Annotated in this window: 29 protein-coding genes; 22 read left to right on the top strand and 7 right to left on the bottom strand. The window is 72.4% G+C overall.

What is annotated here, in order from left to right:
* Window positions 1–171: 171 nt before the first annotated feature.
* On the bottom strand, window positions 172–705 hold the full coding sequence (locus AB0O29_RS12335) for a hypothetical protein (RefSeq protein ID WP_365150139.1): 534 nt from the start codon (window positions 703–705) through the stop codon (window positions 172–174).
* 249 nt (window positions 706–954) lie between these two features.
* On the opposite strand from AB0O29_RS12335, the gene fmt reads away from it, so the two are divergent.
* Both fmt and AB0O29_RS12325 read left to right on the top strand, forming a co-directional pair.
* The gene (gene fmt / locus AB0O29_RS12330; RefSeq protein WP_365150136.1) at window positions 955–1,899 is read left to right on the top strand and encodes a methionyl-tRNA formyltransferase; all 945 of its coding nucleotides are present in this window, start codon (window positions 955–957) and stop codon (window positions 1,897–1,899) included.
* 281 nt (window positions 1,900–2,180) lie between these two features.
* Window positions 2,181–3,647 (top strand): transcription antitermination factor NusB, encoded by a 1,467-nt coding sequence (locus AB0O29_RS12325; protein ID WP_365150133.1) that lies wholly within the window; start codon window positions 2,181–2,183, stop codon window positions 3,645–3,647.
* 9 nt (window positions 3,648–3,656) lie between these two features.
* On the opposite strand, the gene AB0O29_RS12320 is transcribed toward AB0O29_RS12325, so the two are convergent.
* Window positions 3,657–4,721 (bottom strand): amidohydrolase family protein, encoded by a 1,065-nt coding sequence (locus AB0O29_RS12320; protein ID WP_365150130.1) that lies wholly within the window; start codon window positions 4,719–4,721, stop codon window positions 3,657–3,659.
* Between the two features lie 133 nt (window positions 4,722–4,854).
* Here AB0O29_RS12320 and rpe point away from each other — a divergent pair, with 133 nt between their 5' ends.
* The 5 genes from rpe to AB0O29_RS12295 all read left to right on the top strand — a co-directional run bounded on the left by rpe (window position 4,855) and on the right by AB0O29_RS12295 (window position 7,862).
* Window positions 4,855–5,541, top strand: coding sequence for a ribulose-phosphate 3-epimerase (rpe, locus tag AB0O29_RS12315; RefSeq protein WP_365150127.1), 687 nt, complete (start codon window positions 4,855–4,857; stop codon window positions 5,539–5,541).
* Between the two features lie 138 nt (window positions 5,542–5,679).
* Window positions 5,680–6,693, top strand: a complete 1,014-nt coding sequence (locus AB0O29_RS12310) for a sugar-binding domain-containing protein (RefSeq protein WP_344159804.1) — start codon at window positions 5,680–5,682, stop codon at window positions 6,691–6,693.
* A gap of 96 nt (window positions 6,694–6,789) precedes the next feature.
* Window positions 6,790–7,011 (top strand): hypothetical protein, encoded by a 222-nt coding sequence (locus AB0O29_RS12305; RefSeq protein ID WP_365150125.1) that lies wholly within the window; start codon window positions 6,790–6,792, stop codon window positions 7,009–7,011.
* 54 nt (window positions 7,012–7,065) lie between these two features.
* On the top strand, window positions 7,066–7,503 hold the full coding sequence (locus AB0O29_RS12300) for a ribonuclease domain-containing protein (protein ID WP_365150122.1): 438 nt from the start codon (window positions 7,066–7,068) through the stop codon (window positions 7,501–7,503).
* Window positions 7,500–7,862 (top strand): barstar family protein, encoded by a 363-nt coding sequence (locus AB0O29_RS12295; protein ID WP_365150119.1) that lies wholly within the window; start codon window positions 7,500–7,502, stop codon window positions 7,860–7,862. Before AB0O29_RS12300 ends, AB0O29_RS12295 begins: the two co-directional genes overlap by 4 nt.
* 123 nt (window positions 7,863–7,985) lie before the next feature.
* Here the strand turns inward: AB0O29_RS12295 and AB0O29_RS12290 are convergent, their stop codons facing one another.
* The 5 genes from AB0O29_RS12290 to AB0O29_RS12270 all read right to left on the bottom strand — a co-directional run bounded on the left by AB0O29_RS12290 (window position 7,986) and on the right by AB0O29_RS12270 (window position 11,423).
* Window positions 7,986–8,462, bottom strand: coding sequence for a group II truncated hemoglobin (locus AB0O29_RS12290; protein ID WP_365150116.1), 477 nt, complete (start codon window positions 8,460–8,462; stop codon window positions 7,986–7,988).
* Window positions 8,459–8,788 (bottom strand): antibiotic biosynthesis monooxygenase, encoded by a 330-nt coding sequence (locus AB0O29_RS12285; protein WP_365150113.1) that lies wholly within the window; start codon window positions 8,786–8,788, stop codon window positions 8,459–8,461. Before AB0O29_RS12285 ends, AB0O29_RS12290 begins: the two co-directional genes overlap by 4 nt.
* A 76-nt stretch (window positions 8,789–8,864) precedes the next feature.
* Window positions 8,865–9,356, bottom strand: coding sequence for a hypothetical protein (locus tag AB0O29_RS12280; protein ID WP_365150110.1), 492 nt, complete (start codon window positions 9,354–9,356; stop codon window positions 8,865–8,867).
* Between the two features lie 61 nt (window positions 9,357–9,417).
* On the bottom strand, window positions 9,418–11,067 hold the full coding sequence (locus AB0O29_RS12275; RefSeq protein WP_365150148.1) for an FAD-dependent oxidoreductase: 1,650 nt from the start codon (window positions 11,065–11,067) through the stop codon (window positions 9,418–9,420).
* 83 nt (window positions 11,068–11,150) lie between these two features.
* Window positions 11,151–11,423, bottom strand: coding sequence for a UBP-type zinc finger domain-containing protein (locus AB0O29_RS12270; RefSeq protein ID WP_365150107.1), 273 nt, complete (start codon window positions 11,421–11,423; stop codon window positions 11,151–11,153).
* A 275-nt stretch (window positions 11,424–11,698) separates the two neighbouring features.
* Between AB0O29_RS12270 and AB0O29_RS12265 the strand changes: the two genes are divergently transcribed.
* Genes AB0O29_RS12265 through AB0O29_RS12195 form a run of 15 tightly spaced genes read left to right on the top strand, consistent with a single transcriptional unit; the run spans window position 11,699 to window position 25,342 of the window.
* Entirely contained in the window at window positions 11,699–12,523 is an 825-nt protein-coding gene (locus AB0O29_RS12265) for a type 1 glutamine amidotransferase domain-containing protein (protein WP_365150104.1), read from the top strand.
* Between the two features lie 19 nt (window positions 12,524–12,542).
* Window positions 12,543–14,189: a thiamine pyrophosphate-binding protein gene (locus AB0O29_RS12260; protein WP_365150101.1), complete on the top strand. Its 1,647-nt coding sequence runs from the start codon at window positions 12,543–12,545 to the stop codon at window positions 14,187–14,189.
* Between the two features lie 34 nt (window positions 14,190–14,223).
* Complete coding sequence (locus AB0O29_RS12255) at window positions 14,224–14,655, top strand: nuclear transport factor 2 family protein (protein WP_365150098.1); 432 nt, start codon at window positions 14,224–14,226, stop codon at window positions 14,653–14,655.
* A gap of 13 nt (window positions 14,656–14,668) precedes the next feature.
* The gene (locus tag AB0O29_RS12250; RefSeq protein WP_365150095.1) at window positions 14,669–15,124 is read left to right on the top strand and encodes a nuclear transport factor 2 family protein; all 456 of its coding nucleotides are present in this window, start codon (window positions 14,669–14,671) and stop codon (window positions 15,122–15,124) included.
* Window positions 15,125–15,140: 16 nt separating this feature from the next.
* Window positions 15,141–15,512: a nuclear transport factor 2 family protein gene (locus AB0O29_RS12245; RefSeq protein WP_365150092.1), complete on the top strand. Its 372-nt coding sequence runs from the start codon at window positions 15,141–15,143 to the stop codon at window positions 15,510–15,512.
* 12 nt (window positions 15,513–15,524) lie between these two features.
* Window positions 15,525–17,141, top strand: a complete 1,617-nt coding sequence (locus AB0O29_RS12240) for a GMC oxidoreductase (RefSeq protein ID WP_365150089.1) — start codon at window positions 15,525–15,527, stop codon at window positions 17,139–17,141.
* Window positions 17,134–17,745 (top strand): DJ-1/PfpI family protein, encoded by a 612-nt coding sequence (locus AB0O29_RS12235; RefSeq protein ID WP_365150086.1) that lies wholly within the window; start codon window positions 17,134–17,136, stop codon window positions 17,743–17,745. Before AB0O29_RS12240 ends, AB0O29_RS12235 begins: the two co-directional genes overlap by 8 nt.
* Window positions 17,745–18,191, top strand: coding sequence for a VOC family protein (locus tag AB0O29_RS12230; RefSeq protein WP_365150083.1), 447 nt, complete (start codon window positions 17,745–17,747; stop codon window positions 18,189–18,191). Before AB0O29_RS12235 ends, AB0O29_RS12230 begins: the two co-directional genes overlap by 1 nt.
* 1 nt (window position 18,192) lies before the next feature.
* Window positions 18,193–20,016 (top strand): AGE family epimerase/isomerase, encoded by a 1,824-nt coding sequence (locus tag AB0O29_RS12225; RefSeq protein ID WP_365150080.1) that lies wholly within the window; start codon window positions 18,193–18,195, stop codon window positions 20,014–20,016.
* Window positions 20,017–20,056: 40 nt separating this feature from the next.
* Window positions 20,057–20,401: an STAS domain-containing protein gene (locus tag AB0O29_RS12220; RefSeq protein ID WP_365150077.1), complete on the top strand. Its 345-nt coding sequence runs from the start codon at window positions 20,057–20,059 to the stop codon at window positions 20,399–20,401.
* Entirely contained in the window at window positions 20,398–22,530 is a 2,133-nt protein-coding gene (gene glgX, locus AB0O29_RS12215) for a glycogen debranching protein GlgX (protein WP_365150075.1), read from the top strand. Before AB0O29_RS12220 ends, glgX begins: the two co-directional genes overlap by 4 nt.
* A gap of 16 nt (window positions 22,531–22,546) precedes the next feature.
* Window positions 22,547–22,858, top strand: a complete 312-nt coding sequence (locus tag AB0O29_RS12210) for an STAS domain-containing protein (protein WP_365150072.1) — start codon at window positions 22,547–22,549, stop codon at window positions 22,856–22,858.
* A 32-nt stretch (window positions 22,859–22,890) separates the two neighbouring features.
* Window positions 22,891–23,355 carry an ATP-binding protein gene (locus AB0O29_RS12205; protein ID WP_365150069.1) on the top strand — a complete coding sequence of 155 codons (465 nt, stop codon included), beginning with the start codon at window positions 22,891–22,893 and terminating at the stop codon, window positions 23,353–23,355.
* Window positions 23,337–24,596, top strand: a complete 1,260-nt coding sequence (locus AB0O29_RS12200; RefSeq protein WP_365150067.1) for a PP2C family protein-serine/threonine phosphatase — start codon at window positions 23,337–23,339, stop codon at window positions 24,594–24,596. The genes AB0O29_RS12205 and AB0O29_RS12200 overlap by 19 nt, the downstream gene beginning before the upstream one ends.
* The gene (locus AB0O29_RS12195) at window positions 24,596–25,342 is read left to right on the top strand and encodes a MinD/ParA family protein (RefSeq protein ID WP_365150064.1); all 747 of its coding nucleotides are present in this window, start codon (window positions 24,596–24,598) and stop codon (window positions 25,340–25,342) included. The genes AB0O29_RS12200 and AB0O29_RS12195 overlap by 1 nt, the downstream gene beginning before the upstream one ends.
* Window positions 25,343–25,355 lie beyond the last annotated feature (13 nt).

The raw sequence follows: 25,355 nt of genomic DNA, 5'->3' as shown, positions 1-25,355 counted from the left end.
GTGCGCTCCGAGCCCGTGCGCTCAAACGCCGCGCGGGCTATTCATGGCCTCGCCGGCGATTGAGGCGCGGGGTCTGGGGCGGAGCCCCAGGGAACGGGCGAAGGGCGGGTGGGGGACCTCGCCCCGCAGGGTCGGTGCCGTCGGGGGTCGGCGTCCCGGCGGCGGGTGGGGTCAGCCGTTGCGGGGGCCGGGGAAGGCCGACTGGCGGGCCGCCGGGGCTGCGGCGGCGGCAGCCGCCTGGGTGTCCTCGCGGACCGGCTGCGGCGGCACGGAGCGCGCCGCCGGGATCGTCGGCAGCGGCCCCAGCGTCCGGGTCGTCCCGGCCTCGGCCACCGGCTCCGCGGCCTCGGCGGCCTGCGCGCGCCGCGCCCCGTAGCGGCGGTGCACGGCCTGCTTGGTGACGCCGAGCGCCGAGCCGACCGCGTCCCAGGAGAAGCCCAGGGAGCGGTCGAAGTCCACCGCCGCGGTGACGAGCGTCTCGACGCTGTCCCGCAGCTCCTGCGCGAGGCGGACGGTGGGCGCGGGCGCCCTGCCGTAGACGACGAAGCCCGTGGAGGGCCCGGAGCGGCGCGGGCGGTACACGTTGCCGAGCTGGGCGGTGAGCGTACGCAGTGCGTCCACCTGCCGGCGAACCCGCTCGATGTCCCGCACCAGGAGGTGCAGACTGGCCCGTGCTTGGGCGTCATGGGTGGCGTGGTCGGCCATGGAGAAGCCTCTCGAACCGGTGCTGAAGAGCGGATCGGGCCGCAGACACCGTTCTTGATCGCGGCCCGTTTCGGTCAATCTCTCTTGACCAACGCGCCAACGTGCGCCCAGGTCACGCCCTGGGGGCGTGTCGGCATATGCGAGAGGCGCGCGTGTGTGCGTACGCCCCCGATCCCGCAGGTGGGCCCGGGGGACCACGCCCCCTAGACTGGACCGCTGCTGACGCCGAGATAGCGAGGTAGGACCCCAGTGAAGCTCGTCTTCGCAGGCACCCCCGAGGTCGCCGTGCCCGCCCTGGACGCCCTGATCGCCTCCGGGCGGCACGAGGTCGCGGCCGTCGTCACCCGGCCCGACGCCCCGGCCGGCCGCGGCCGCCGGCTGGTGGCCAGCCCGGTCGCCGAGCGCGCCGAGGAGGCCGGCATCGAGGTCCTCAAGCCGGTCCGCCCGCGCGACCCGGAGTTCCAGGAGCGGCTGCGCGAGATCGCCCCGGACTGCTGCCCGGTCGTCGCGTACGGCGCGCTGCTCCCCAAGAGCGCCCTCGACATCCCCGCCCACGGCTGGGTCAACCTGCACTTCTCGCTGCTGCCCGCCTGGCGCGGCGCCGCCCCCGTCCAGCAGTCGATCATGGCCGGCGACCAGGTCACCGGGGCCTCCACCTTCCGGATCGAGGAGGGGCTCGACACCGGCCCGGTCTTCGGGGTCCTCACCGAGGACATCCGCCCGACCGACACCAGCGGCGACCTGCTGACCCGCCTCGCCTTCGCCGGCGCCGGGCTGCTGACCGCGACCATGGACGGCATCGAGGACGGCTCCCTGCGCGCCGTCGAGCAGCCCGCCGACGGGGTCTCCCTCGCGCCGAAGATCACCGTCGAGGACGCCCGCGTCGACTGGAACGCCCCCGCGCTGCGCGCCGACCGCGTCGTGCGCGGCTGCACCCCGGCGCCGGGCGCGTGGACCGTCTTCCGCGGCGAGCGCCTCAAGCTGATCTCCGTCGGGCTCGTCTCCGACCGCACCGACCTCACGCCCGGCGTCCTGGCCCCGGCCAAGAACAACGTGTACGTCGGCACCGGCTCGCACGCCGTCGAGCTGCTCTGGGTGCAGCCGCAGGGCAAGAAGCCGATGAAGGGCGCCGACTGGGCTCGCGGGGTGCGGATCGCTCCCGGCGAGCGCCTGGGCGGGACCGACGTAGGCTGATTCCATCCGCGCCCCGCCCCCGTCGGCGCACCGCTCGACGGGGTCGGGCACACCCGCAGCGGCCCCCGCCACCCCGGCGGGGCCGACGGCACCCGCACCACCCGCACGGCCCTGCCGCCCGGCAGGACCCGCGGCCTCCGCACCACCCGCACGGCCCTCCCATCCCGGCAGGACCCGCGGCACCCGCACCACCCCGCACGGCCCCGCCTCCCCGGCAGGACCCGCGGCACCCGTAAACCCCGCAGGACCTCGGCACCTCGTACCTCCGGAGCACCTTCCACGTGAGCGAAAAGTCCCCCCAGCCCCGTCGCAGCCCCGCCGCGGGCGGCCGGCCGGCCAAGCCCTACCGCCGGCCCCAGAAGGACCCCGTCCGGATGCTGGCCTTCGAGGCGCTGCGGGCGGTGGACGAGCGCGACGCGTACGCGAACCTCGTCCTGCCCCCGCTGCTGAAGAAGGCCCGCCAGAACGAGTCCTTCCAGGCCCGCGACGCCGCCCTGGCCACCGAGCTGGTCTACGGGACCCTGCGCCGCCAGGGCACGTACGACGCGATCATCTCCGCCTGCGTCGACCGGCCCCTGCGCGAGGTGGACCCGCCGGTCCTGGACGTGCTCTCGCTCGGCGCGCACCAGCTGCTGGGCACCCGCATCCCCACGCACGCCGCCGTCTCGGCGAGCGTGGAGCTGGCCCGGGTGGTGCTCGGCGACGGGCGGGCGAAGTTCGTGAACGCCGTCCTGCGCAAGATCGCCGCCCATGACCTGGACGGCTGGCTGGAGCGGGTCGCGCCGCCGTACGACGAGGACGCCGAGGAGCACCTCGCGGTCTACCACTCCCACCCCCGCTGGGTGGTCAGCGCCCTGTGGGACGCGCTGGGCGGCGGCCGGGCCGGGATCGAGGACCTCCTGGAGGCCGACAACGAGCGGCCCGAGGTCACGCTGGTGGCGCGGCCGGGCCGGTCCACGCCCGAGGAGCTCGTGGAGGCGCTCGGCGAGGAGTCGGCGCTGCCGGGCCGCTGGTCCCCGTACGCGGTGCGGATGGCCGAGGGCGGCGAGCCGGGCGCGCTGGAGGCGGTCCGCGAGGGCCGCGCCGGAGTCCAGGACGAGGGCAGCCAGCTGGTGGCCATGGCCCTGGCGGCGGCCCCGGTCGAGGGCCGGGACGAGCGCTGGCTGGACGGCTGCGCGGGCCCCGGCGGCAAGGCGTCGCTGCTGGGCGCGCTGGCCGCCGGGCGCGGTGCCTTCCTGCTGGCCTCCGAGAAGCAGCCGCACCGGGCCCGCCTGGTGGAGCGGTCGCTGGCCGGCAACCCGGGCCCGTACCAGGTCATCGCCGCCGACGGCACCCGCCCGCCGTGGCGCCCGGGCTCCTTCGACCGGGTGCTGATGGACGTCCCCTGCTCCGGCCTGGGCGCGCTCCGGCGCCGTCCGGAGGCCCGCTGGCGGCGCCGCCCGCAGGACCTGGAGGGCTTCGCGCCGCTCCAGCGCGCCCTGCTGCGCGAGGCCCTGTCCGCGGTGCGGGTCGGCGGCGTCGTGGGCTACGCGACCTGCTCCCCGCACCTGGCGGAGACCCGGGTCGTGGTGGAGGACGTCCTCAAGGGCCGGGGCGCGGGCAACCTGCCCGTCGCGGCCGAGCTGATCGACGCCCGCCCGTACATGGAGGGCGTCCCGGCCCTCGGCGACGGCCCGGACGTCCAGCTGTGGCCGCACCTGCACGGTACGGACGCGATGTACCTGGCCCTGCTGCGCCGCACCGCCTGACGGTCCGGCTCAGCCGGCGGGGTGCTCGGCGCCGGCGCACCACACGCGCAGGATCCGGCGGGTGGCGCGGACGTCGGCGAGGGGGTCGCCGTCGACCAGGACGAGGTCGGCGCGCAGGCCGGGGCGGACCGCGCCCCGGTCGGTGAGGCCGAAGTGGCGGGCGGGCAGGACCGTGGCGGCGCGCAGGGCGTCCAGCGGGGACAGGCCGGCGTCCACGAGCAGTTCCAGCTCGTGGTGGAGGCTGCTGCCGTGCTCCGGGGTGAAGGGGACGCCGGGGGTGGCGTTGGAGTCGGTCCCGGCGAGGACCGGCACCCCCGCCCGGTGCAGGGCGGCGACGCTTCCCCGGGCCGCCGCGTAGTCCACGCCCGGCAGCCCGGCCGCAGCGAGGCCCTCCATCATGGTCAGGGTCGGCACGGCGGCCCGTCCGGCGGCCTGCATACGGGCCGCGGCGGCCGCGTCGAGGGCGTGGTCGCCGGGGACGTGGGTGAGTACGTCGGCCCCGGCCTCCTGGGCCATGGCGTAGGCCTCGACGGCCGCCGCGTGGGCCACGACCAGCCTGCCGCGCGCGTGCGCGGCGGCGACCAGGGCGTCGAGGGTGGGCTGGTCCAGGGCCCCGGGCCCGGGCCGGTCGGCGACGATCTTGATGTAGTCCGCGCCCTCGGCCACCCGCGCCGCGACGAACCGCTCCGCGTCCCCGGGGCCCGTCACCACGCTGTCCGGGGGCACCCCGGGCATCCCGGAGTGCAGGCCGCCCGCCGCGATGGCGAGGGTGCCGGGGCTGCGGACGTCGGTGAGCCCGGGAACCCCGCGCAGCGAGTCGACGAGGGCCGGGGGCCAGGTGGCCATGTCCAGGGCGGTGGTGACCCCGTGGTCGCGCAGCCGCCGGAGGTTCTCGGGGCCGTGCAGGTGGACGTGGGCGTCGATGAGCCCCGGCAGCAGGACGGCGCCGCCGCCGTCGAGCGTGCGGGCACCTTCCGCGGAGGTCCCGATGAGGGCGCCGTCGACGACGACGGTGGCCGGTTCGAGGAGCCGCCGGCCGTCGAAGACGCGGACGTTCGTCAGAGCCGTCTTCACACAGTCCTCCAGGCAGTCGCGGGGAGGGCCATTGTCGCGGTCCGGGGCGCCCCGGAGGGGCAGGCGGCACTGCCGGGAGCCCGAGTTCCAGGGCCGTGGCCTGAAGTGGGCGGGGGCATGGCAGGCTTGGGGCATGGCCGTTCAGATCAATCCCAGCATCCTGTCCGCCGACTTCGCCCGTCTCGCCGAGGAGGCCAGGGCCGTCGAGGGGGCCGACTGGCTGCACGTCGACGTCATGGACAACCACTTCGTCCCGAACCTCACCCTCGGCGTGCCGATCGTGGAGTCCCTGAGCCGGGCCACGGACATCCCGCTCGACCTGCACCTGATGATCGAGGACCCCGACCGGTGGGCGCCGCAGTACGTGGAGGCGGGCGCCGGCTCGGTGACCTTCCACGCCGAGGCCGCCGCGGCACCGGTGCGCCTCGCGCGCGAGATCAGGGCCAAGGGCGCCCGGGCGGCCATGGCGCTCAAGCCCGGCACCCCGATCGAGCAGTACGAGGACATCCTCCCCGAGCTCGACATGGTGCTGATCATGACCGTCGAGCCCGGTTTCGGCGGCCAGTCCTTCCTCGACATCATGCTGCCCAAGGTCCGCCGGACCCGGGAGCTGATCGCCAAGCACGGACTGGACCTGTGGCTGCAGGTCGACGGCGGTGTCTCGGCCACCACGATCGAGCGGGTCGCGGAGGCCGGCGCGGACGTGTTCGTGGCCGGCAGCGCGGTCTACGGGGCGGTCGACCCGGCCGCCGCGGTGCGGACTCTGCGTGACCAGGCGGGTGCGGCGATCGCGGCGGCGCCCTGGGCCTGCGACCACTGAGCCAAGCGTTGGTGAACAGCTCGGTGAACGGAAGCCGTCCAGGCTGATCTACGGCCGTCGGATCTGACAGGATGAACGGCGAGTCGAGAGTGTGAACACGACAGTGTGAAGAGCAGTGAGGAGAGCGCGGTGTCTGCAATGTCGGCGGGACGGTCAGCCCTGCGGATGGGACCCGCGGAGCTGGTACAGGCGGCGGCCATGGCGCGCCGCTTCTACCTGGAGGGCAAGTCCAAGATCCAGATCGCCGAGGAGTTCGGCGTGAGCCGCTTCAAGGTGGCCCGGGTCCTGGAGACCGCCCTCGAACGCGACCTCGTCCGCATCGAGATCCGGGTACCGGCGGAACTGGACGCGGAGCGCTCGGACGCGCTCCGCGCCCGGTACGGGCTGCGGCACGCCGTCGTGGTCGAGTCCCCGGCCGACGCGAGCGAGGACGCGCCCGATCCGGAGAACCTCGGGGCGGTCGCGGCCGACCTGCTGGGCGAGCTCGTCAACGAGGGCGACGTCCTCGGTCTGGCCTGGGGGCGCTCCACCATCCACATGGCGGCCTCCCTGCACCGGCTGCCGCCGTGCACGGTCGTCCAGCTGACCGGCGTGTACGACGCCGGGACGGCCGAGCGCGGGTCCGTGGAGGCCGTGCGGCGCGCCGCGCAGGTCTCCGGCGGGGACGCGCACCCCATCTACGCGCCGATGCTGCTGCCCGACCCGGCGACGGCGGCGGCGCTGCGCAACCAGACGGGCATCGCGCGGGCCTTCGAGTACTTCGACAAGGTCACCGTGGCGGCCGTGTCCATCGGCTCCTGGGAGCCGGGGATCTCGACCGTGCACGACATGCTCACGGACGAGGAGCGGGCGCACTACGCCTCCCTGGGCGTGGCGGCCGAGATGTCGGCCCACCTCTTCGACGCGGAGGGCCGCCGGGTCGGCCGGGACCTCGGCGAGCGGTGCATCACCGTCGAGGCCGACCGGCTGCGCCGGATCCCCGAGGTCGTGGCGATCGCGGGCGGGCTGCGCAAGGCCGCCGCGATCGGCGCGGTGCTCCGCTCCGGTCTGGTGACCAGCCTGGTGACGGACACGGCGGTGGCGGACTACCTGCTGACCGAGTCCGCCCCGGGGCTGCGGCCCGCGCTGGAGCGCGCGGACCCGGACGACTGACGGGAACGGCGCCGGCCGTCCCCCGGAGGTGCCCGTGCCGCAATCGAGACCCGAGCGGCGGCCCGGGGGCGGCTCTCGGGGCGCATACTGAGTCCGATGACCAGACCCGCGGCGTCACGCCGCCATTTGTCGTCCAGTCCCTTCGCGCCCCCCGTGGAGCCGCCCGTGCGGCGATTCGGAGTGGGCGACCGGGTGAGTCACGACGCGTACGGCCTCGGCCGGGTGGTCGACGTCGAGGAGGGCGTGGCCGTCTGCGTCGACTTCGGCTCGGTGCGCAAACGCGTCCTCAGCCCGTACAACAGGATGTCCGTGCTCTGACGGGCTCCGGTCCGGCGGGTGGCCGGGAAAACGGATATTTGGCACGATCGGTGCATGATCTTTCGGAACGTGCCCCGGTCGTTGCGGCGCGCGCTGGGGGCCCTGTTCCTGTGCCTCGCGCTGACGGCGGCCGTGGCCTGCGGCGGCAAGACGGAGCGGGCCGCGCCCGCCGGTACGGGGGCCAGCGCCGCCCCCGCGCCCTCGTGGGCGAAGGGGATGGCCACCGTACGGGCGGACGCGCTGCCCCCGCAGGCCCGCGAGGTGCTCGCGCTGATCGACAAGGGCGGCCCGTACCCGTACCGGCAGGACGGGACCGTCTTCGGGAACTTCGAGAAGGTCCTGCCGAAGCAGAAGCGCGGCTACTACCACGAGTACACGGTCAGGACCCCGGGGTCGCGTGACCGCGGCGCCCGCCGGATCATCACCGGCGGGGGCGGGGAGTTCTACTACACGGACGACCACTACGAGACCTTCAAGGCGGTTCTCCGATGACCCTCGCCCCCCAGCCGCTCGCCCCCGCCCTGGCCGCCGCCGAGGAGGCCGGCTGGACGACCGTGCGGCTGGACCTGGACGGGGTGCGGAGCAAGGCGGCACTGATGCGGCGCTGCGCGGCGGCCCTGCGGGTGCCGGAGTGGTTCGGCGGGAACTGGGACGCGCTCGCCGACGCGCTGATCGACCTGTCCTGGCTGCCGGAGGCGCCGGGGCGGCTGCTGGCGGTGACGTCCTGGCGCGGGTACGCCGCCGAGCGGGACGAGGACTGGGAGACGCTGGGGGAGATCCTGGAGGAGGCCGCCGAGTTCTGGCGCGAGCAGGCCGGGGCGCCGCCGCTGACGGTGGTCCTGGCCGGCTGAGCGGCGGCCCGTGGGCGGGTGCGGGTGCAGGTCCTCGGGTGCGGTCCGTTGCCGGGGGCTCCGCCCCCGGACCCCCGCGCCTCAATCGCCGGCGGGGCTGGATCCGGAGGCGGGCCTCCTCGTTCAGTCCTGTGCCGTCTTCGGGATCCACGGCGGGGTCTGGCCCCAGGACCAGACCGGGATGTCGGCCGCGTCCACCGGCGGCGGGTTGGGGCCCGAGTAGATCAGGGCCATCCGGGTGCCCCACTCGATGTAGTAGACGAACACCGCCCGGAACTCGGGGTCCGTCGGGAGGCCGACCTCGTCGGCCGTGTCCAGCAGCAGGTCCACCCAGCGGCGGCGCTGCTCCTCGGTGATGCCGCGCCCCAGGTGCTTGGTGGCCATGTGCATGTGGCCGCCGTGGTGCGCCGAGTAGTCGGCCGGGCCGCCGAAGACCTCCGACAGCCAGACCGCGACGTGCTGCGGGTGCTCCGCGTCCATGCCCGCGAAGACGGGGGCGAGGATCTCGTCCTGGAGGGCGTGGTCGTAGAACACGTCGGTGAGGCGGCGCATCGCCTCCGCGCCGCCCATCCACTCGTAGATCGTGGGCGTGGTGCTCATGACTGTCCGGCGGCCTTTCCCGGGCCGACGACGTCGGTGACGGTGTAGTGCTGCATCTCCTCGATGTTCGTCACGTACGGGCGGATCGCCTGGAAGAACGCCGGGAAGTGCTCGCCCTTGCGGAAGCCGTTGAGGTGGGCGTCGACCGAGGTCCAGCGGATCCGCAGGATGTACCGCTCGGTGTCCTCGGTGTTGTGGGCCAGCTCGTAGTCGATGCACTCGGGCGAGGCGGCCAGGGCCTCGGCCGCGCGGGCGTACGACTCCTCGAAGGCCTGCTGGTCCTGCGAGGCGATCCGGTAGCGGATGTACTCGACGGTGGTGGTCATGGTGTGCGTGCCTCTCCCTGGGATCAGGTCGTCCCGGATACTTTCCGGGATCATCAGTGCCCGGTGGGGATTTCCGTCACTCCGGCTGAGACTTCTGGAGGTCGGGGCCCTGCGCGCGGACCCGGCGCACCTCGTCGAGGGACTCCCGCAGCTCCCGGAGCCACTCGTCGGCGTTCTCCCCGACGAGGCGTACGCACCAGGCCAGGGCGTCCGCCCGGCTGCGCGCCACACCGCCGGCGACCAGGGTGTCGAGCACCTGGCGCTCGGACTGGCGCAGCCGGGTCATGACGGGGACCGCGAGGTGGGTGAAGAGCACGGTCTCCTCACCCGACCTCACGCCCCAGGCGACCTTGCGGCGGTAGAGCTCCTCGGCCTCGCGGGCCACCTCGACGCGCTGCTCGCGGGTGCGCTCGCGGAACTCCTTGACCGACTCGGACGCCGGGACGGCGCCGACGACGGTGATCTCCTCCCGGTCGACCGTGACCGAGACGAGGGACTCGTAGACGTCCACCGGCAGGCGCTCGGCGAACCACGCGCGGAGCTTCTCGCTCTGTTCGGCTGTAATCATGTAATCAACGTTGCGTCCACTCTCCTCTTGATCGCAAGGGCCCGGGCGTTCGCTCTCGGCTTCAGCCCATCGAGCGGTAGCGGTGGATCAGCGAGACCGCCATCGCCCCCTCGCCCACGCCCGAGGCGACCCGCTTGACCGAGTGGGCCCGTACGTCGCCCGCCGCGAAGACCCCGGGGACGCTGGTCTCCAGCGGGTAGGGCGCGCGCTCCAGGCTCCACTCCGCCGGGAGCTCGCCCCCGTTGGCGATCAGGTCGGAGCCGGTGAGGACGAAGCCGTACTCGTCGCGCTCCACCACCCCCGACAGCCAGTCCGTGTGCGGGCGCGCCCCGATGAACGTGAACATGAACCGGGCCGGGACCTCCCGGTCCTCGCCGGTGTCCGCGTCGTGCAGGGTGATCCGCTCCAGGTGCTCCCCGCCGTCCAGGGCGGTGACGGTCGTGCGCACCTTCACCTCGATGTTCGGGGTGCGCTCGATCTCGTCGATCAGGTAGCGGGACATGCTCGCGTCGAGGGAGGCCGCGCGGACCAGGATGGTCACCCGGGCCGCGTACTTGGCGAAGTGCACCGCGGCCTGCCCGGCCGAGTTGGCGCCGCCCACGATGAACACGTGCTGGGAGATGCAGGCCGAGCTCTCCGTGGTCGCCGCCCCGTAGTACAGCCCCGCGCCCTCGAAGCGGTCCGCGCCGGGGGCCTGCAGCCGGTTGTACGAGACCCCGGTCGCCAGCAGCACCGTCTCGGCGCTGATCTCGGTACCGTCCGCCAGGGTCAGGATCTTCGCCGGGTCGTCCCGGGTGAGGGAGACCACCTCCACCGGGTGCAGGATCTCCGCGCCGAACCGGGAGGCCTGGATGGTGGCCCGGCGGGTCAGGTCCCCGCCGGAGAGGCCCGAGGGGAAGCCGAGGTAGTTCTCGATCAGGCTGGAGGTACCGGCCTGGCCGCCCGGCGCGCGGGAGTCCAGCATCAGCGTGGACAGGCCCTCGGAGGCCGCGTACACCCCGGCGGCCAGCCCGGCCGGGCCGGCGCCGACGATGACGCACTCGTAGTGCGGGCGCGAGGCGGTGGTGGCCAGGCCCAGGTGCCGGGCGAGTTCGGTGTCGGTCGGCGCGGTGAGCACCGAGCCGTCGGGGAAGCGCACCAGCGGCAGCGCGGCACCGGCCTGCGCGTCGGCGATCACCGTCAGCGCCTCGGGGTCCCGTTCGACGTTCAGGAAGCGGAACGGCTGCCCGTTGCGGGTGAAGAAGTCCCGGACGGCGTGGGTGCCGGGGGAGACCAGGTGGCCCGCGACGATGATCCCGTCGTACGCCGGCCGGTAGGTGGCCAGCCAGTCGGAGAGCAGGTCGTCCAGGACCGGGAAGAGCCGCTCGTGCGGCGGGTCCCAGGGCTTGAGCAGGTAGTAGTCCAGCCGGACCCGGTTGATGGCGGTGATGGCCGCGTCCGTCTCCGCGTACGCCGTCAGCAGCACCCGGCGGGCGTCCGGGAACCGGCTGACGGCCTCCAGCAGGAACTCCACGCCGGTGACGTCCGGCATCCGCTGGTCGACGAGGAACAGCGCGGGGTCGTGCCCGCGCTCGTCGAGGGAGTCCAGGATCTTCAGGGCGTCCGCGGCCGAGGAGGCGCCGAGCACCCGGTAGCGGTCCCCGTAGGCGCTGCGCAGGTCCCGGCGCACCGCCCGCAGCACCTGAGGGTCGTCGTCCACGGCCAGGATCACGGGCTTGCGGCTCTCGGCCCGTTCGGGGCTCCCCGAGGCGGCGGCGCTCGTGGCGGGGGAGGCGGGGCTCCCCTGGGCCGCGCTCACGCCGGCTCCAGCATGAGCTGGTCGGCGTAGCACCAGGCCCAGTCCTCACCGGGCTCGTGCGAGGCCGCGATCGGGTGGGCCGTCGCCCGGAAGTGCCGGGTGGCGTGCCGGTTCTTCGAGGAGTCGCAGCATCCGACGTGTCCGCAGCTCAGGCACATCCGCAGGTGCACCCAGACGTCCCCGAGGCGCAGGCACTCCTCGCAGCCCTCGGCCGATGGCTTCACGGCACGTATCTGGTCGACGTGTGTGCACAACAGGTCCTTCGTCATCGTCCCCGTCCCTCTCCTCACGCACTCCTGACCCGGCGCGCCCGACCGGCACGGCGCGTCCAGACCATAAATCGGGGATCTTGAAATGGTTCAGCGATCCGGCCGAGGTCAGGAAGTCCGGCACGTACTTCCTGACCTCGCGGGGCTACTAGGTGAGGTGCCGCCACGACCTTGCCCGCTACCTCACGAAGTCGCATTCCAGCCCTTTGACGCAGGCTCCGGGCGCCCCCAGTGTTGGGGACGCAAACGACAACAGGCCGCGCCTGGAGGAATCCGTGAGCAGAAAGATTCTGGTCATTGTCTCCGAACACGGTTACTGGTCCGAGGAACTGATCGGTCCCGTTTCGAAGTTCGACGAGCAGGGCTACGAGATCACATTCGCCACGCCGACCGGAAAGCGCGCCCACGCGCTTCCGCCGAGCCTCGACCCGAACTTCGTCGACCCTCCGCTCGGCCGCTCGGTCACCTCGGAGGAGAACGCCCGGCTGGGCCGGGAGTTCGAGCAGTCGAACCGCCTCGACACGCCCCTCGACATCGAGGCGTGGGTGCCGGAGCGCCCGTACACGAGCGACGGCGAGTACCTGCGCAAGCTGGAGCAGTACCACCGCGACCTGGAGAAGCTCCAGGCCGACATCGCCGGCTACGACGCGGTCCTCATCGTCGGCGGCAGCGGTCCCATCGTGGACCTCGCCAACAACGAGCGGGTCCACGCCCTGATCCTGGCCTTCAAGGACGCCGGCAAGGTCGTGGCCGCCGAGTGCTACGGCGTCGCCTGCCTGGCCTTCGCCCGCGACTGGGGCGACCGCAAGAGCATCATCTGGGGCAAGCACGTCACCGGCCACTGCAAGGAGTACGACTACAAGGACGGCACCGGATTCCTCGGTACCGACTTCAACATGGGCCCGCCGCCGTACCCGCTGGAGTACATCCTGCGCGACGCGACCGGCCCGCGCGGCGCCTATCACGGGAATTTCGGCCACCCGCTGTCGGTGATAGTCGACTATCCCTTCGTCACCGGGCGCTCCACCCCCGACTCGTATCTCACGGGGCAGAAGATCGTGGAAGTCCTGGAGAACGGTCTCACCCGTTACGGGTGGTAGGGGAATGAGGGGGAGTCCGATGAATTCCGAAGCCACTCCCGGACGGGAAAGGCTGATCGAGCAGTTCAAGGCCGACGGCCTGACGGTGATGTTCGGAAATCCGGGAACGGTGGAACAGGGATTCCTCGACGCGGTCGACGCGGCGGCGGACTTCCAGTACGTCCTGGCCCTCCAGGAGACCGTGGCCGCCGGCATCGCCGACGGCTACGCCCGGGCCACCGGGGGTGCGGCGCTGCTCCAGCTCCACTCCGGAGTGGGGCTGGGCAACGGCATCGGGATGCTCTACCAGTCGCTGCGCGGCCACACGCCCCTGGTGGTGGTCGCCGGCGACGCCGGGGTGCGCTACGACGCCATGGACGCCCAGATGGCCTCCGACCTGGTGGCCATGGCCAAACCCGTCACCAAGTACGCGACCCGGGTCACCGACCCCCGGTCCGTGCTGCGCACGATCCGGCGGGCCGTGAAGATCGCCCTGACCCCGCCGCGCGGACCGGTGTTCGTGGCGCTGCCCATGGACGTCCTGGACGAGCTCAACTCCGAGCCCGTCCTGCCCGCCACGGTGCCGCTCACGGACGTGGCGCCCTCGCCGGCCTCGGTGGGCCGGGCGGCCGAGCTGCTGGCCTCCGCCGAACGCCCGGTGGTCCTCGTCGGGGACGGGGTCTCGCTCTCCGGGGCGCAGGCCGAACTCGCCGCCGTCGCCGAGCTGCTGGGCGCCGACGTGTACGAGGTCGACTCCTCCGAGGTCAACATCGCGGCCTCGCACCCGCTGCGCCGGGGCCAGACCGGCCACATGTTCGGCCCGCACAGCAAGGAGCTGGTCGGCGGGGCGGACGGGGTGCTGATCGTCGGCACCTACGTCTTCCCCGAGGTGTTCCCCGAACTGGAGAGCCCCTTCCGGCCCGGCGCCAAGGTCGTGCACATCGACCTGAACGCCTACGAGATCGCCAAGAACCACCCCGTCGACCTCGGACTGGCCGCCGACCCGCGCCAGGCGCTGCGCGCGCTGGCCGTCGTACTGGAACAGCGGCTGACCCCGGCCCGGCGGGCGGCGGCGGCCGCGCGGATCGACGTACGGACCCGGGAGCGGGTCCGTGCCGCCGGGCAGGCGTCCCCGGACGACGACACGCCGATGGGCGTCTTCCTGCGGACCCTGGCCGAACGCACCCGCGGGGACCTGATCGTCTTCGACGAGGCGCTCACCACCTCCCCGCTGGTCACCCGCCACCTGCCGCCGGAGCGGCCGGGCGACTACCACCTCACCCGGGGCGGTTCGCTGGGCGTGGGCTTCCCGGGGGCGGTCGGCGCCAAGCTGGCCCGCCCGGACCGGCTCGTCGTCGGCTTCGCGGGCGACGGCGGGTCGATGTACACCTACCAGGCGCTGTGGACGGCGGTCCGGCACGGGATCGACGCCAAGTTCGTGGTCTGCAACAACCGCAAGTACCGGCTGCTCGACGACAACATCGCCCAGTACTGGCGCGAACGGGACATCGCCGAGCACCCCTTCCCGGGCTCCTTCGACCTCTCCCGCCCCGAGATCGACTTCGCGGGGCTGGCCCGGGCGCTGGGCGCCGACGGGACGCGGGTGGAGAAGCCGGACGAGGCGGCGGCCGCCGTGGACCGGATGCTGGCCCACCCCGGCCCGTTCCTCGTCGACGTCCAGATCTGAACCGACCGGACCACACCGAACAGGAGGAGACCGCATGCCCGCCGAGCGGCTGACCGAGGACGCGATCCGCACCTTCGCCGAGAACTGGTACGTGGCCCTGGACCGCCACCTCCCGCTGGAGCAGGTCCTCGCCCTCATCACGGAGGACCTGGAGTTCAAGGTCCCCGAGGACACCTTCCTCGGCCACCAGGGCTTCGCCCGCTGGTACGACGCCGTCACCCACCGGTTCTTCGACGAGGTGCACACGGTCACCAAGGTGGAGCCGGTCATCGAGGGGGACCGGGCGGTCGTCCGCGTCCTCGTCAACTGGCAGGCCAAGATCTGGGACGCGCCGGCCGCCCGCAGCCAGTGGCTCGGCTTCGACGCCGACCAGACCTGGACCCTGGTGGCGGGCGCGGACGGACCGCAGATCAAGCAGTACACCGTCAACGGACTGGCGCCGATGCCCGGTTCGGGCTCGCTCTGAGGGGGCCGGGGCGATGACCGAGGTGACCCGCGAACGGGTCGAGGCCGCCTACCGCGCCCTCGGCTCCGGAGACCGCGCGCGCATCCTGGAGTACTACTCCGAGGACCTGCGCTGGCTGGTGCCCGGCAACCACCCGCTGGCCGGCTGGTACGAGAGCCTGGACGCCTTCCTGGAGCTGATGGGCCAGACCCACAAGCTCACCGGCGGCACCTTCCGCATGGAGCTGGAGGCCGTCCTCACCGGACCGGACTGCAGCGCCGACGTCTGCCGCAACACCGCCCTGCGGGACGGCGCGGACCCGGCGAGCGGCTCCCCGTACGAGCGGATGGACTACCCGGTCTTCCACTTCATGCGGTGGCGGGACGGGCGGGTCGTCGAGGGCCGCGACGGGCTCTTCGGCGACACGGCCAGTGCCTTCAGCCAGTTCTGGGCGCCCTTCGCGCCGGACGGCACCCGCAGGGACCGATAGGGGGATGAGAGACGCGATGGACGCCCGAGAGATCCTGACCAAGTATTACGAGTACGCCAACGCCGGTGACTGGGACCGCTGGTGCGACCTGTTCGCCGAGGACCAGGTCATGGACGAGCAGCTCGCCGGACACATCGAGGGCCTGGAGACCCTGCGCTCGATGATGAAGGGCATGGGGACCATGTACCGGGTCTTCCGCAACGAGCCCGTGCACTTCCTGGTCGACGGGGAGAAGGCCGCGGCCGTCTCCCACCTCACCGCCGTCAGCCCCTCCGGCCAGGCCATCGAGGCCGAGGTGATGAACTTCTTCCGGATCGTGGACGGCCGGATCGCCTACATGGCGAACTACCACGACACCGTCCCCTTCCAGGTGCTGAGCCAGGACTGAGGGGACCGGACCGTGGCCACAGAGCAGTACGACTACGTGATCGTCGGCTCCGGCACCGCCGGCAGCGTCCTCGCCGACCGCCTCTCCGCCGACCCGGACGTCTCCGTCCTGGTCCTGGAGGCCGGCGGCCACCGCATCCCGCCCGAGGTGGACGACCCGTCCTCCTGGTACAAGCTGCTCGGCGGACCCGTCGACTGGGGCTACACCAGCGTCCCTCAGCCGGGCCTGGGCGGGCGCCGCACGTACGAACCGCGCGGCAAGGCCCCCGGCGGCAGCAGCAACCTCTACATCATGATGCACATCCGGGGCCACGCCTCGGACTTCGACAACTGGGCCTACCAGGGCGCGGCCGGCTGGGCGTACGAGGACGTGCTGCCGTACTTCGCCCTCCTGGAGGCCCAGGAGGACGTCACCGCCCCCACCACCGGCACCGCCGGACCCCAGCGCGTCACCAACGCGGGGCGGCACGGGCCCAACCCGGTCTCCCGCGCCTTCATCGACGCCGCCGTCGAGCTCGGCCACGGCGAGATCGACGACTTCAACACCGACGGCCCGCGCGGCGGCCTCTTCGGCACCGGCTGGCACCACATCGACGTGGCCGACGGCCGCCGCCAGGGCACCCTGGCCTCCTACCTGGAGCCGGCCCTCACCCGCCCCAACCTGACCCTGCGCACCAGCGCCCAGTCCACCCGGCTGCTCTTCGACGGGGACACCTGCACGGGCGTCGAGTACGTCCAGAGCGGCCCCCCGGCGGAGATCCCGGGCCGTACCGTCCGGGACGGCCACAGCACCGCGCCGGCCCCGGGGACGCACACCGTACGGGCCCGCCGCGAGGTGATCGTGGCCGCCGGGGCGATCGAGTCCCCGAAGCTGCTGCTGCTCTCCGGCATCGGGCACCCCGAACGGCTGCGGGAGCACGGCATCGCGGTCACCGCGGCCGTGCCCGGGGTCGGCGAGAACTTCCACAACCACGTCCTGACCGGGCTGATGGCCGAGGTCACCCAGGAGCTCCCGGCGCCGGCGCAGAACCTGTCGGAGAGCGCCCTGTTCCTCTCCTCCCGGCCCGGGCTGCCCGCGCCGGACCTCCAGATCGCCTTCGTCCACGTCCCCTTCGACGTGATCGTCGGCCAGGACCACCCGAACACGGTGTCCATCCTCCCCGGCGTCGTCCGCCCCGTCTCGCGCGGCTGGATCCGGCTCGCGAGCGCCGATCCGCTCGCCCACCCGCTGATCCACCCGAACTACCTGGGCGACCGCTGGGACCTGGAGCGGATGGTGCAGGGTGTCAAGCTCGCCCGGGAGATCTTCGCCACCTCGGCCTTCTCGCCCTGGTACAAGCAGGAGCTCCAGCCGGGGCCCGGCGCCGTCACCGACGAGGACCTGCGGACCTTCGTGCGGCAGAAGGCGGAGAGCTACCACCACCAGGCGGGCTCCTGCCGCATGGGCGTCGACGACCTCGCCGTCGTCGACCCCGAGCTGCGGGTGCACGGCGTCCGGAACCTGCGCGTCGTCGACGCCAGCGTGATGCCGGCCGTCCCGTCGGGCAACTGCCACACCGCCATCGCGATGATCGCCGAGCGCGCGGCGGACTTCCTCACCGGCCGGAACAGGGGGGCCCGACGTGCCTGACGTCGTACTGCGCGAGGGCGCGCTGAGCGGGACGCGGATCGCGGTCCTGGTCGAGAGCGACTTCTACGAGCCGGAGATCTTCTACTACCGCAGCCGCTTCGCGGAGGAGGGCGCCGAGGTCGACTTCCTGACCCGGCTGTGGGGCAACGACTCCATCACCTTCTCCGGGCACGAGTACCGGGCGCCGTTCACCGCCGACAAGTCCCTGGAGGGGCTGGGCGACGAGGAGCTGCGCCGGTACGCGGCGGTCATCGTGCCCTCGGGCATGGTCGCCGACCGGCTGCGCTACACCGAGGACGTGGACGTGCTGGCGCCCGCGACCGAGTTCCTGCGCCGGGCCTTCGAGGAGCCCACGGTCCTCAAGGGGATCATCTGCCACGGCATGTGGCTGGCCTCCTCGATCCCGGACAAGGTCCGCGGCCGCAAGGTGGTCTGCCACAACAACCTCATCGGCGACGTCCGCAACATGGGCGCCGAGTACGTCAACGAGGACGTGGTGGTCGACGGGGACCTGGTCACCGGCCGCACCGGCGCCCACCACCACCTCTTCGCCCGCCGGATCATCGAGCTGGTGGCGGCCGGGCGGGGCCGGGGGAGCGTCTGATGGCCGGCGCCGCCGACCGCCCGATGGCCTGGTCGCACGTGGGCCTCAACTGCGCCGACCAAAAGAGCACCGAGGAGTTCTACACCCGCTACTTCGGCTTCACCCGGGCCCGGGTGGTCGACCTCGGGGAGGCGCGGATCGTGTTCCTGCGCAAGGGGGACGCGTACCTGGAGCTCTTCGGGTCGGCCGCCGAGCCGGCCCGTCCGGCCCACGACGACGGGCCGCCGGCCCCGGGCCGGATCCGGCACCTGGCCTTCCAGACCGACAGCGTCGACGCGTTCCTCGCGGAACTGGGCGACGAGGCCGACGTGACCCTGGGGCCGCTGGACTTCGACGACTTCGTCTGCGGCTGGCGGACCGTGTGGGTCCGCGATCCCGACGGGGTGATCGTCGAGGTCAGTCAGGGATTCGAGGACGACCGCTCACACGACAAGGAAGGTGCATGACATGGCGGGCACGACCGGCTTCTCCTTCTCCGACACGATCGCGGGCTACGTCGTCCGCTTCGACTCCGTCGCGCGGCTGCTGCGGCTGAAGACCGCCGACGACCGGGAGTTCGACGTCTCGCTCGCCTCGGGCCCCAGCGCCGAGCTGGTCCGCAACCTGGACGAGCCCTACATCGACGCCTCCGGCCACATCGACGAGATGCTCTCCCCGGGCCGCCTCCTCTTCGCCTACGGCGTCCACTACCCCGAGCAGGGCGGGCGCTTCGACGCCAAGCGGCTGGTGTTCCTGGGCCGCAGCGCCGAGGACTACCGCTTCGAGGACGCCGGCTGGTGGGTCAAGCAGATCGAGTCCCTGGCCGACTTCTACAAGCGGGCGCAGTTCGGCGACGGGCCGGTGGACTTCAACCGGTACCGCACCGAGATCCGGCTCGGCGGCGACAAGACCGCCAGCCACGTCCAGGAGACCGACACCATCTCCCGCCTGGTCTACGGCATGGCCTCGGCCTACCTGCTGACCGGCAGGGACGAGTACCTGGAGGTCGCCGAGCGCGGCACCGAGTACCTGCGCAAGCACATGCGGGTCGTGGACACCGAGGAAGACGTCGTCTACTGGTACCACGGCATCAGCGTCGACGGGGACACCGAGCGCAAGCTGTTCACCTCGGAGTTCTCCGACGACTACGACGCGATCCCGATGTACGAGCAGATCTACGCCCTGGCCGGCCCGATCCAGACCTACCGGATCACCGGCGACGTCCGGATCAAGAACGACGCCGACGCCACCATCCGGCTGTTCGACAAGTTCTTCCTCGACCCGGAGCAGGGCGGCTACTTCTCGCACGTCGACCCGATCCTCTTCAGCCCGGACCACGAGTCCCTCGGCGAGAACGCCGAGCGCAAGAACTGGAACTCGGTCGGCGACCACGCGCCCGCGTACCTGATCAACCTGTACCTGGCGACCGGCGACCAGAAGTACGCCGACTTCCTCGAGTACACCTTCGACACCATCGCGGACAAGTTCCCGGACTACAAGAACAGCCCCTTCGTCCAGGAGCGCTTCTTCCGCGACTGGTCGCACGACACCGCGCACAGCTGGCAGCAGAACCGCGCGGTCGTCGGGCACAACCTGAAGATCGCCTGGAACCTGATGCGGATGAACTCGCTGAAGGCCAAGCCCGCCTACGAGGAGCTCGCCCGCAGGATCGGCGAGATCATGCCGGCCGTCGGCAGCGACCAGCAGCGCGGCGGCTGGTACGACGTCGTGGAGCGGGTGAAGGAGGGCGACCAGGAGACGTACCGTTTCGCCTGGCACGACCGCAAGGCCTGGTGGCAGCAGGAGCAGGCGATCCTCGCCTACCTCATCCTGAACGGCACCGTCGGCGGCGAGGCGAACCTGCGCGAGGCCCGCCAGGCGCAGGCCTTCTACAACACCTTCTTCCTCGACCACGACGAGGGGGCCGTGTACTTCAACGTGCTCGCCAGCGGCACGCCGTACCTGCTCGGCACCGAGCGGCTCAAGGGCAGCCACTCGATGTCCATGTACCACTCGGCGGAGCTGTGCTACCTCGCCGCCGTCTACAACAACCTGCTCATCAACGGCCGGGAGATGGACTTCCACTTCCAGCCCGACCCGACCGACCTGCCCGGCCGGACGCTGCGCGTCTCGCCCGACCTGCTGCCCGCGGGCTCGGTGCGGATCGCGTCCGTGGAGATCGACGAGAAGCCGTACGAGGAGTTCGACGCGGACGAGCTGACCGTCCACCTCCCCGACGTCCAGGGACGGGTGAAGGTCAAGGTCCGGCTCCGGCCGGTGGCCCAGAAGTAGTGCCCAACGGGGGGCGCCCCAACCAGAGGGGAAGCACGACATGAGTCTGAACGTGAAGGAACGCCGCAACAAGACGGGTACCGTCCTCGTCGCCACCGGCGAGATCAACAGCGAGACCTCCGGCACCCTGCTGGAGACCCTGCTGCCGCTGGTCCGCGAGGGCCGGCCGCTGCGCATCGACCTGACCGCCGTCACCTACGTCTCCAGCGCCGGCCTGCGCACCCTGCTGGTCGTCTACCGCGAGGCCCAGCACGCCGGCGTCGCCGTCACCCTGTACGGGGTGAGCGAGGAGGTCCGGTTCGTCATGTCGGCCACCGGCTTCCTCGACTTCTTCGAGACCGGCGAGGCCGCGGCCGCCGCCGGCCGGGCCAAGGCCGCGCGATGAGCGAGGCCCGCTCCGAACGAGTGCTGCGCGTGGACGCGTACCCGACCCACGAGGTGGGCGGGTACCGCGTCCGCGCGGGCAAGCCGTTCCCCTTCGGGGCCAACGTGGTCCCCGGCGGGGTCAGCTTCTCCGTCTTCTCCGACCAGGCCACCTCCATGACCCTGGTCATCTACAAGCGCGGAGAGCCCGAGCCGATGGCCGAGCTGGAATTCCCCGAGGAGTTCCGCACCGGCAGCGTCTTCTCCATGACGGTCTTCGGCCTCGACCACGAGAACATCGAGTACGGGTACCGGGCCGACGGCCCCTACGACCCGGTCACCGGCCACCGCTTCGACGCCCGCCAGGTCCTCTCCGACCCCTACGCCCGGCTGATCGCCGGCCGCGACGTGTGGGGCGTGGAGCCGGACCGCAGCCGCGGCTACCAGTACCGCTCGCGGGTCTGCCTCCAGGACTTCGACTGGGGCGACGACACCCCGCTGGGGATCCCCGCCGAGGACCTCGTCGTCTACGAGGCCCACGTGCGCGGCTTCACCCGGCACCCCTCCTCGCGGGTCACCGCCCCCGGCACCTTCGCGGGGCTGCGGGAGAAGATCCCGTACCTGAAGGAGCTCGGGGTCAACTGCGTCGAGCTGCTCCCCGTCTTCGAGTTCGACGAGAGCGACAACCCGCGCAGCAACCCGGAGACCGGCGAGAAGCTCTACGACTACTGGGGCTACAACACCGTCTCCTTCTTCGCGCCGAAGGCCGGCTACGCGGCCACCGGACGCTACGGGATGCAGGGCGACGAGTTCCGCACCCTGATCAAGGACCTGCACGCGGCCGGCATCGAGGTCATCCTCGACGTCGTCTTCAACCACACCGCCGAGGGCAACGAGCAGGGCCCGACCATCTCCTTCAAGGGCCTCGACAACGCCACGTACTACATGCTCACGCCCGAGGGGTACTACTTCAACTTCAGCGGCACCGGCAACACGGTCAACTGCAACCACCCCGTGGTGCGCAACTACGTGCTCGACTGCCTGCGCCACTGGGTCGCCGACTACCACGTCGACGGCTTCCGGTTCGACCTCGCGGCCATCCTCGGCCGGGACCTGGACGGCACTCCGCTGCCCAACCCGCCGCTGCTGGAGATGCTCGCCTTCGACCCCGTCCTGCGGCACACCAAGCTCATCGCCGAGGCCTGGGACGCCGGCGGCCTCTACGAGGTCGGCAACTTCCCGGCCTACGGCCGCTGGGCCGAGTGGAACGGCAAGTACCGCGACACCGTGCGCAGCTTCCTCAAGGGCGACCCCGGGGTCACCGGCGAGCTGGCGACCCGGATCGCGGGCTCGCCCGACCTCTACTCCAGCCGCGGGACCACCGCGTCCGTCAACTTCCTGACGGCCCACGACGGTTTCACCCTGGCGGACCTGGTCTCGTACAACGACAAGCACAACGAGGCCAACGGCGAGGGCAACAACGACGGGGCCAACGACAACAACAGCTGGAACTGCGGGGCCGAGGGGCCCACGGACGACCCCGGGGTCAACGCCCTGCGGCTGCGGCAGATGAAGAACGCCATGGCCATCCTCCTCACCAGCCAGGGCATCCCGATGCTGCTGTCCGGGGACGAGGTCGCCCGCACCCAGCAGGGCAACAACAACACGTACTGCCAGGACAACGAGCTGTCCTGGTTCGACTGGGACCAGGTCGGGGAGAACGCCGAACTGCTCCGGTTCACCCGCGAGATGATCGCCTTCCGGGGCCGCCACCGCGAGCTGCGCTCCACCACCCACCCCACCGGCAAGCTCCGCGACAGCCTCGGGCTGCCGGACATCAGCTGGCACGGGGAGCGGGCCTGGCAGCCCGACTGGTCGCCGGAGAGCCGGCTGATCGCCGTGGCCCGCTGCGGCACCGCCGACGAGGACGTGGTGTACGTCGCCATGAACTCGCACTGGGAGGCGCACGACCTGGAACTGCCCGCCCTGCCCCACGGGCGCAGCTGGCACCTGTTCGCCGACACCGGCGCCGAGGCCCCGTACGACATCCGCACCCCGGGGACGGAGCAGGAGCTCGACAACGCCGGCAAGTACCTGATCGGCCCGCGCTCGGTCGTGATCCTGGTCGGCCGCGCCAACGACCCCGAGTGACCGAAGGAGACCTGACATGCCGCTTTCCGTGTCCCTGAGCATCGAGGGCGACACCACCGTGATCGAACTGACGGGCGAGCTGGACGCCAAGACCGCCCCGGAGTTCCACCAGACGATCGAGAAGGCCGCCGGTCACGGCACCGGCACCGTCGAGATCCGGATGGCCGGCGTCGGCTACATGGCCAGCGCCGGGCTGCGCTCCCTGGTCTTCGCCCAGCAGAAGGTCGCGGAGCACGTCACCATCAAGGTGGTCGGCGCCATCGAGCCCGTCTCGCGGACCATCCGCACGGCCGGACTCGACCGCAGCATCGTGCTCTCCGATGACTGAGTCGCCCACGACCGGGCGGGGCTCCCGGGCCGGTGGCTGACGTGGTCGAACTGGCGAGGAAGCCCGCCGTACTGGAGGTGCCCGCCACCCTGGGGGCCCTGGGCGAGATCGCCGCGTTCGTCCTGCGGCTCGCCGCCCGGGCCCGCCTGGGCACCGGGGCGACCTACCGGATCCGGCTGGCCGTCGACGAACTGGCCACCAACATCGTGATGCACGGGTACCGGGGCGGCGAGGGACGGATCACCGTCCTGGGCCGCTCCGGTCCCGACGGGGTGCGGATCGTCATCGAGGACGCCGCCCCCGCGTTCGACCCCGTCGCGGGCCGCCTGCCCCCCGCCCCCGGGGTTCCCCCGGAGCGGCGGCGGGTCGGCGGCCTCGGCATCCACCTGGCCCTGACCAGCGTGGACGCGTACACCTATGCCCGCAGGGACGGCCGCAACATCAGCACGCTGACCGTCAAGGCCGAGGGGACGGACGCATGCCCTCCACAACCGTGATCATCCTCGACGTGGACCCGCTGCCGCCGGCCGAACTGCTCGAATCGCTCCGGCTGATGGACGCGGAACTCGTCAGCCCCACCCTCTCGCACCTGTTGCGCGGCCGCCTGGACGCGCTGCCCGCCGGGGACGTGCTCCTGGTCCCCGCCGAAGCCGACCCGGACATCGTGCGCACGGTCGTGCGCCGGCTGCGCCGCTGGGCCGGGGCCCCGATCGTGGTCGCCTGGACCGCGGGGGACTTCGCCGCCCTGGAACGGCACGTCCGGCTCGGCCACGACTACCTGGTCCCGCCCTTCCTGCCCTCCCTGGTCGGGGCCCGGCTGCGCAGCTGCACCGAGCGCGCCGGGCTCGGCCGCACCGTGCAGGAGGCCGACGCCCGCGCCGAACTCATGGGCTACGAGAAGGAGCTGGAGATCGGCCGGGAGATCCAGGCCGGCTTCCTGCCCGAATCACTGCCCGTGCCCGCCGGCTGGGAGATCGACGTGCGCTTCCGGCCGGCGCGGCAGGTCGCCGGGGACTTCTACGACGTCTTCGAGATCTCCCGCGGCCGCAGGCTGGCCGTGGTGGTCGCCGACGTCTGCGACAAGGGGGTGGGCGCGGCGCTCTTCATGGCGCTCATCCGCTCCCTGCTCCGCCACACCGCCGAGAACAGCGGCCTCCAGCACCTGATGGCCGCCGGCCGCACCGGCGGCAGCCGGCGCGCCCCGGTGGTCGGTGCCACGCCGCTGCTCAACGCGGTCACCGCCACCAACGGCTACCTCACCCGCAACCACCTGAGGCAGGGATACTTCGCCACCCTCTTCTTCGGCGTCCTGGACCCCCACACCGGCAGCCTCGTCTACATCAACGGCGGCCACAACCCGCCGCTGCTGCTCTCCGGCGACGGCTCCGGCACCCGGATGCTGGAGGTCACGGGACCGGCGGTCGGGGTCCTGCCCGACTGCGTCTACACCCTCGGCTACGCCCAGCTCGACCCGGGCGACACCCTGTTCGTGTTCACCGACGGAGTCCCCGAGGCGCGCTGCCCCGAGGGCTACTTCCTCGGTGACGAGCGGATGCTCGAACTGCTCGCCGGCCCCCCGGCGAGCGGCCGGGACGTGGTCGACCTGATGGACCGGGCGGTGCGCGAGCACACCGGCACCGCCGAACAGCACGACGACGTCACCATGCTGGCCCTGCACCGGCCACGTGCGGCGCGGGGGCCGCATGCGGACGGTGACGGCTACCGGGTGGTGGCGTGATGACCCGGACCATCGTGGTGCACTCGCACCGCGGCGGCACCGGGAAGTCGTCGGTGCTCGCCAATCTGGCGCTGCTCCTGGCGACCGCCGGACGGCGGGTCGGAGTGGTCGACACGGACCTCCAGTCGCCCACGCTGGACCTGCTGTTCGGGGTGGCGCCCGGCCCCGGCTCGCTGGCCGACTACCTGCTCGGCCGCTGCGAGATCGAGGCCGCGGCCCGGCGGACCGCGGTCCCCGGGCTGTACGTCGTACCGGCCCGGACCGGGACGGCGGCCCTGCGGGAGCTGATGGCCACCGGGTACGACGTCGGCCTGCTCCCGGAGGGCTTCGAGCGGCTGGCGCGCAGCCACGCGCTGGACGTCCTGCTGCTCGACACCCACGCGGGGCTCAACAACGAGTCGGTGACCGCCATGGGCAGCGCCGACGTCGTACTGATCATGACGAGGGCGGACCGCGTCGACCTCTCCGGGGTCGAGGAGACCATCGCCCTCGCCGGGCGGCTGGCCTGCCGGCGCGCCCTCGTCCTGAGCATGGCGCCCGATGGCGTCGACCACGAAGCCGTCCGCCGGCGCGCCGAGGAGGTATACGGCACCCCCCTGGCCGGAATCCTCCCGTACGTACCGGAAATGGCGGCCCTCTACGGCGAACGCATATTCGCCGAAGCGTTCCCCGACCACCCCCTGGTCGGTGAATTCCGCACGATCCTCACGGCGTTGGACGCACGTGACGAAGTATCGCGGGCCTGACGTCACCCCCTTA

This window comes from Streptomyces sp. NPDC089915, assembly GCF_040684675.1.
GTDB lineage: Bacteria > Actinomycetota > Actinomycetes > Streptomycetales > Streptomycetaceae > Streptomyces.
This window is presented reverse-complemented; position numbering and strand designations above follow the sequence as displayed.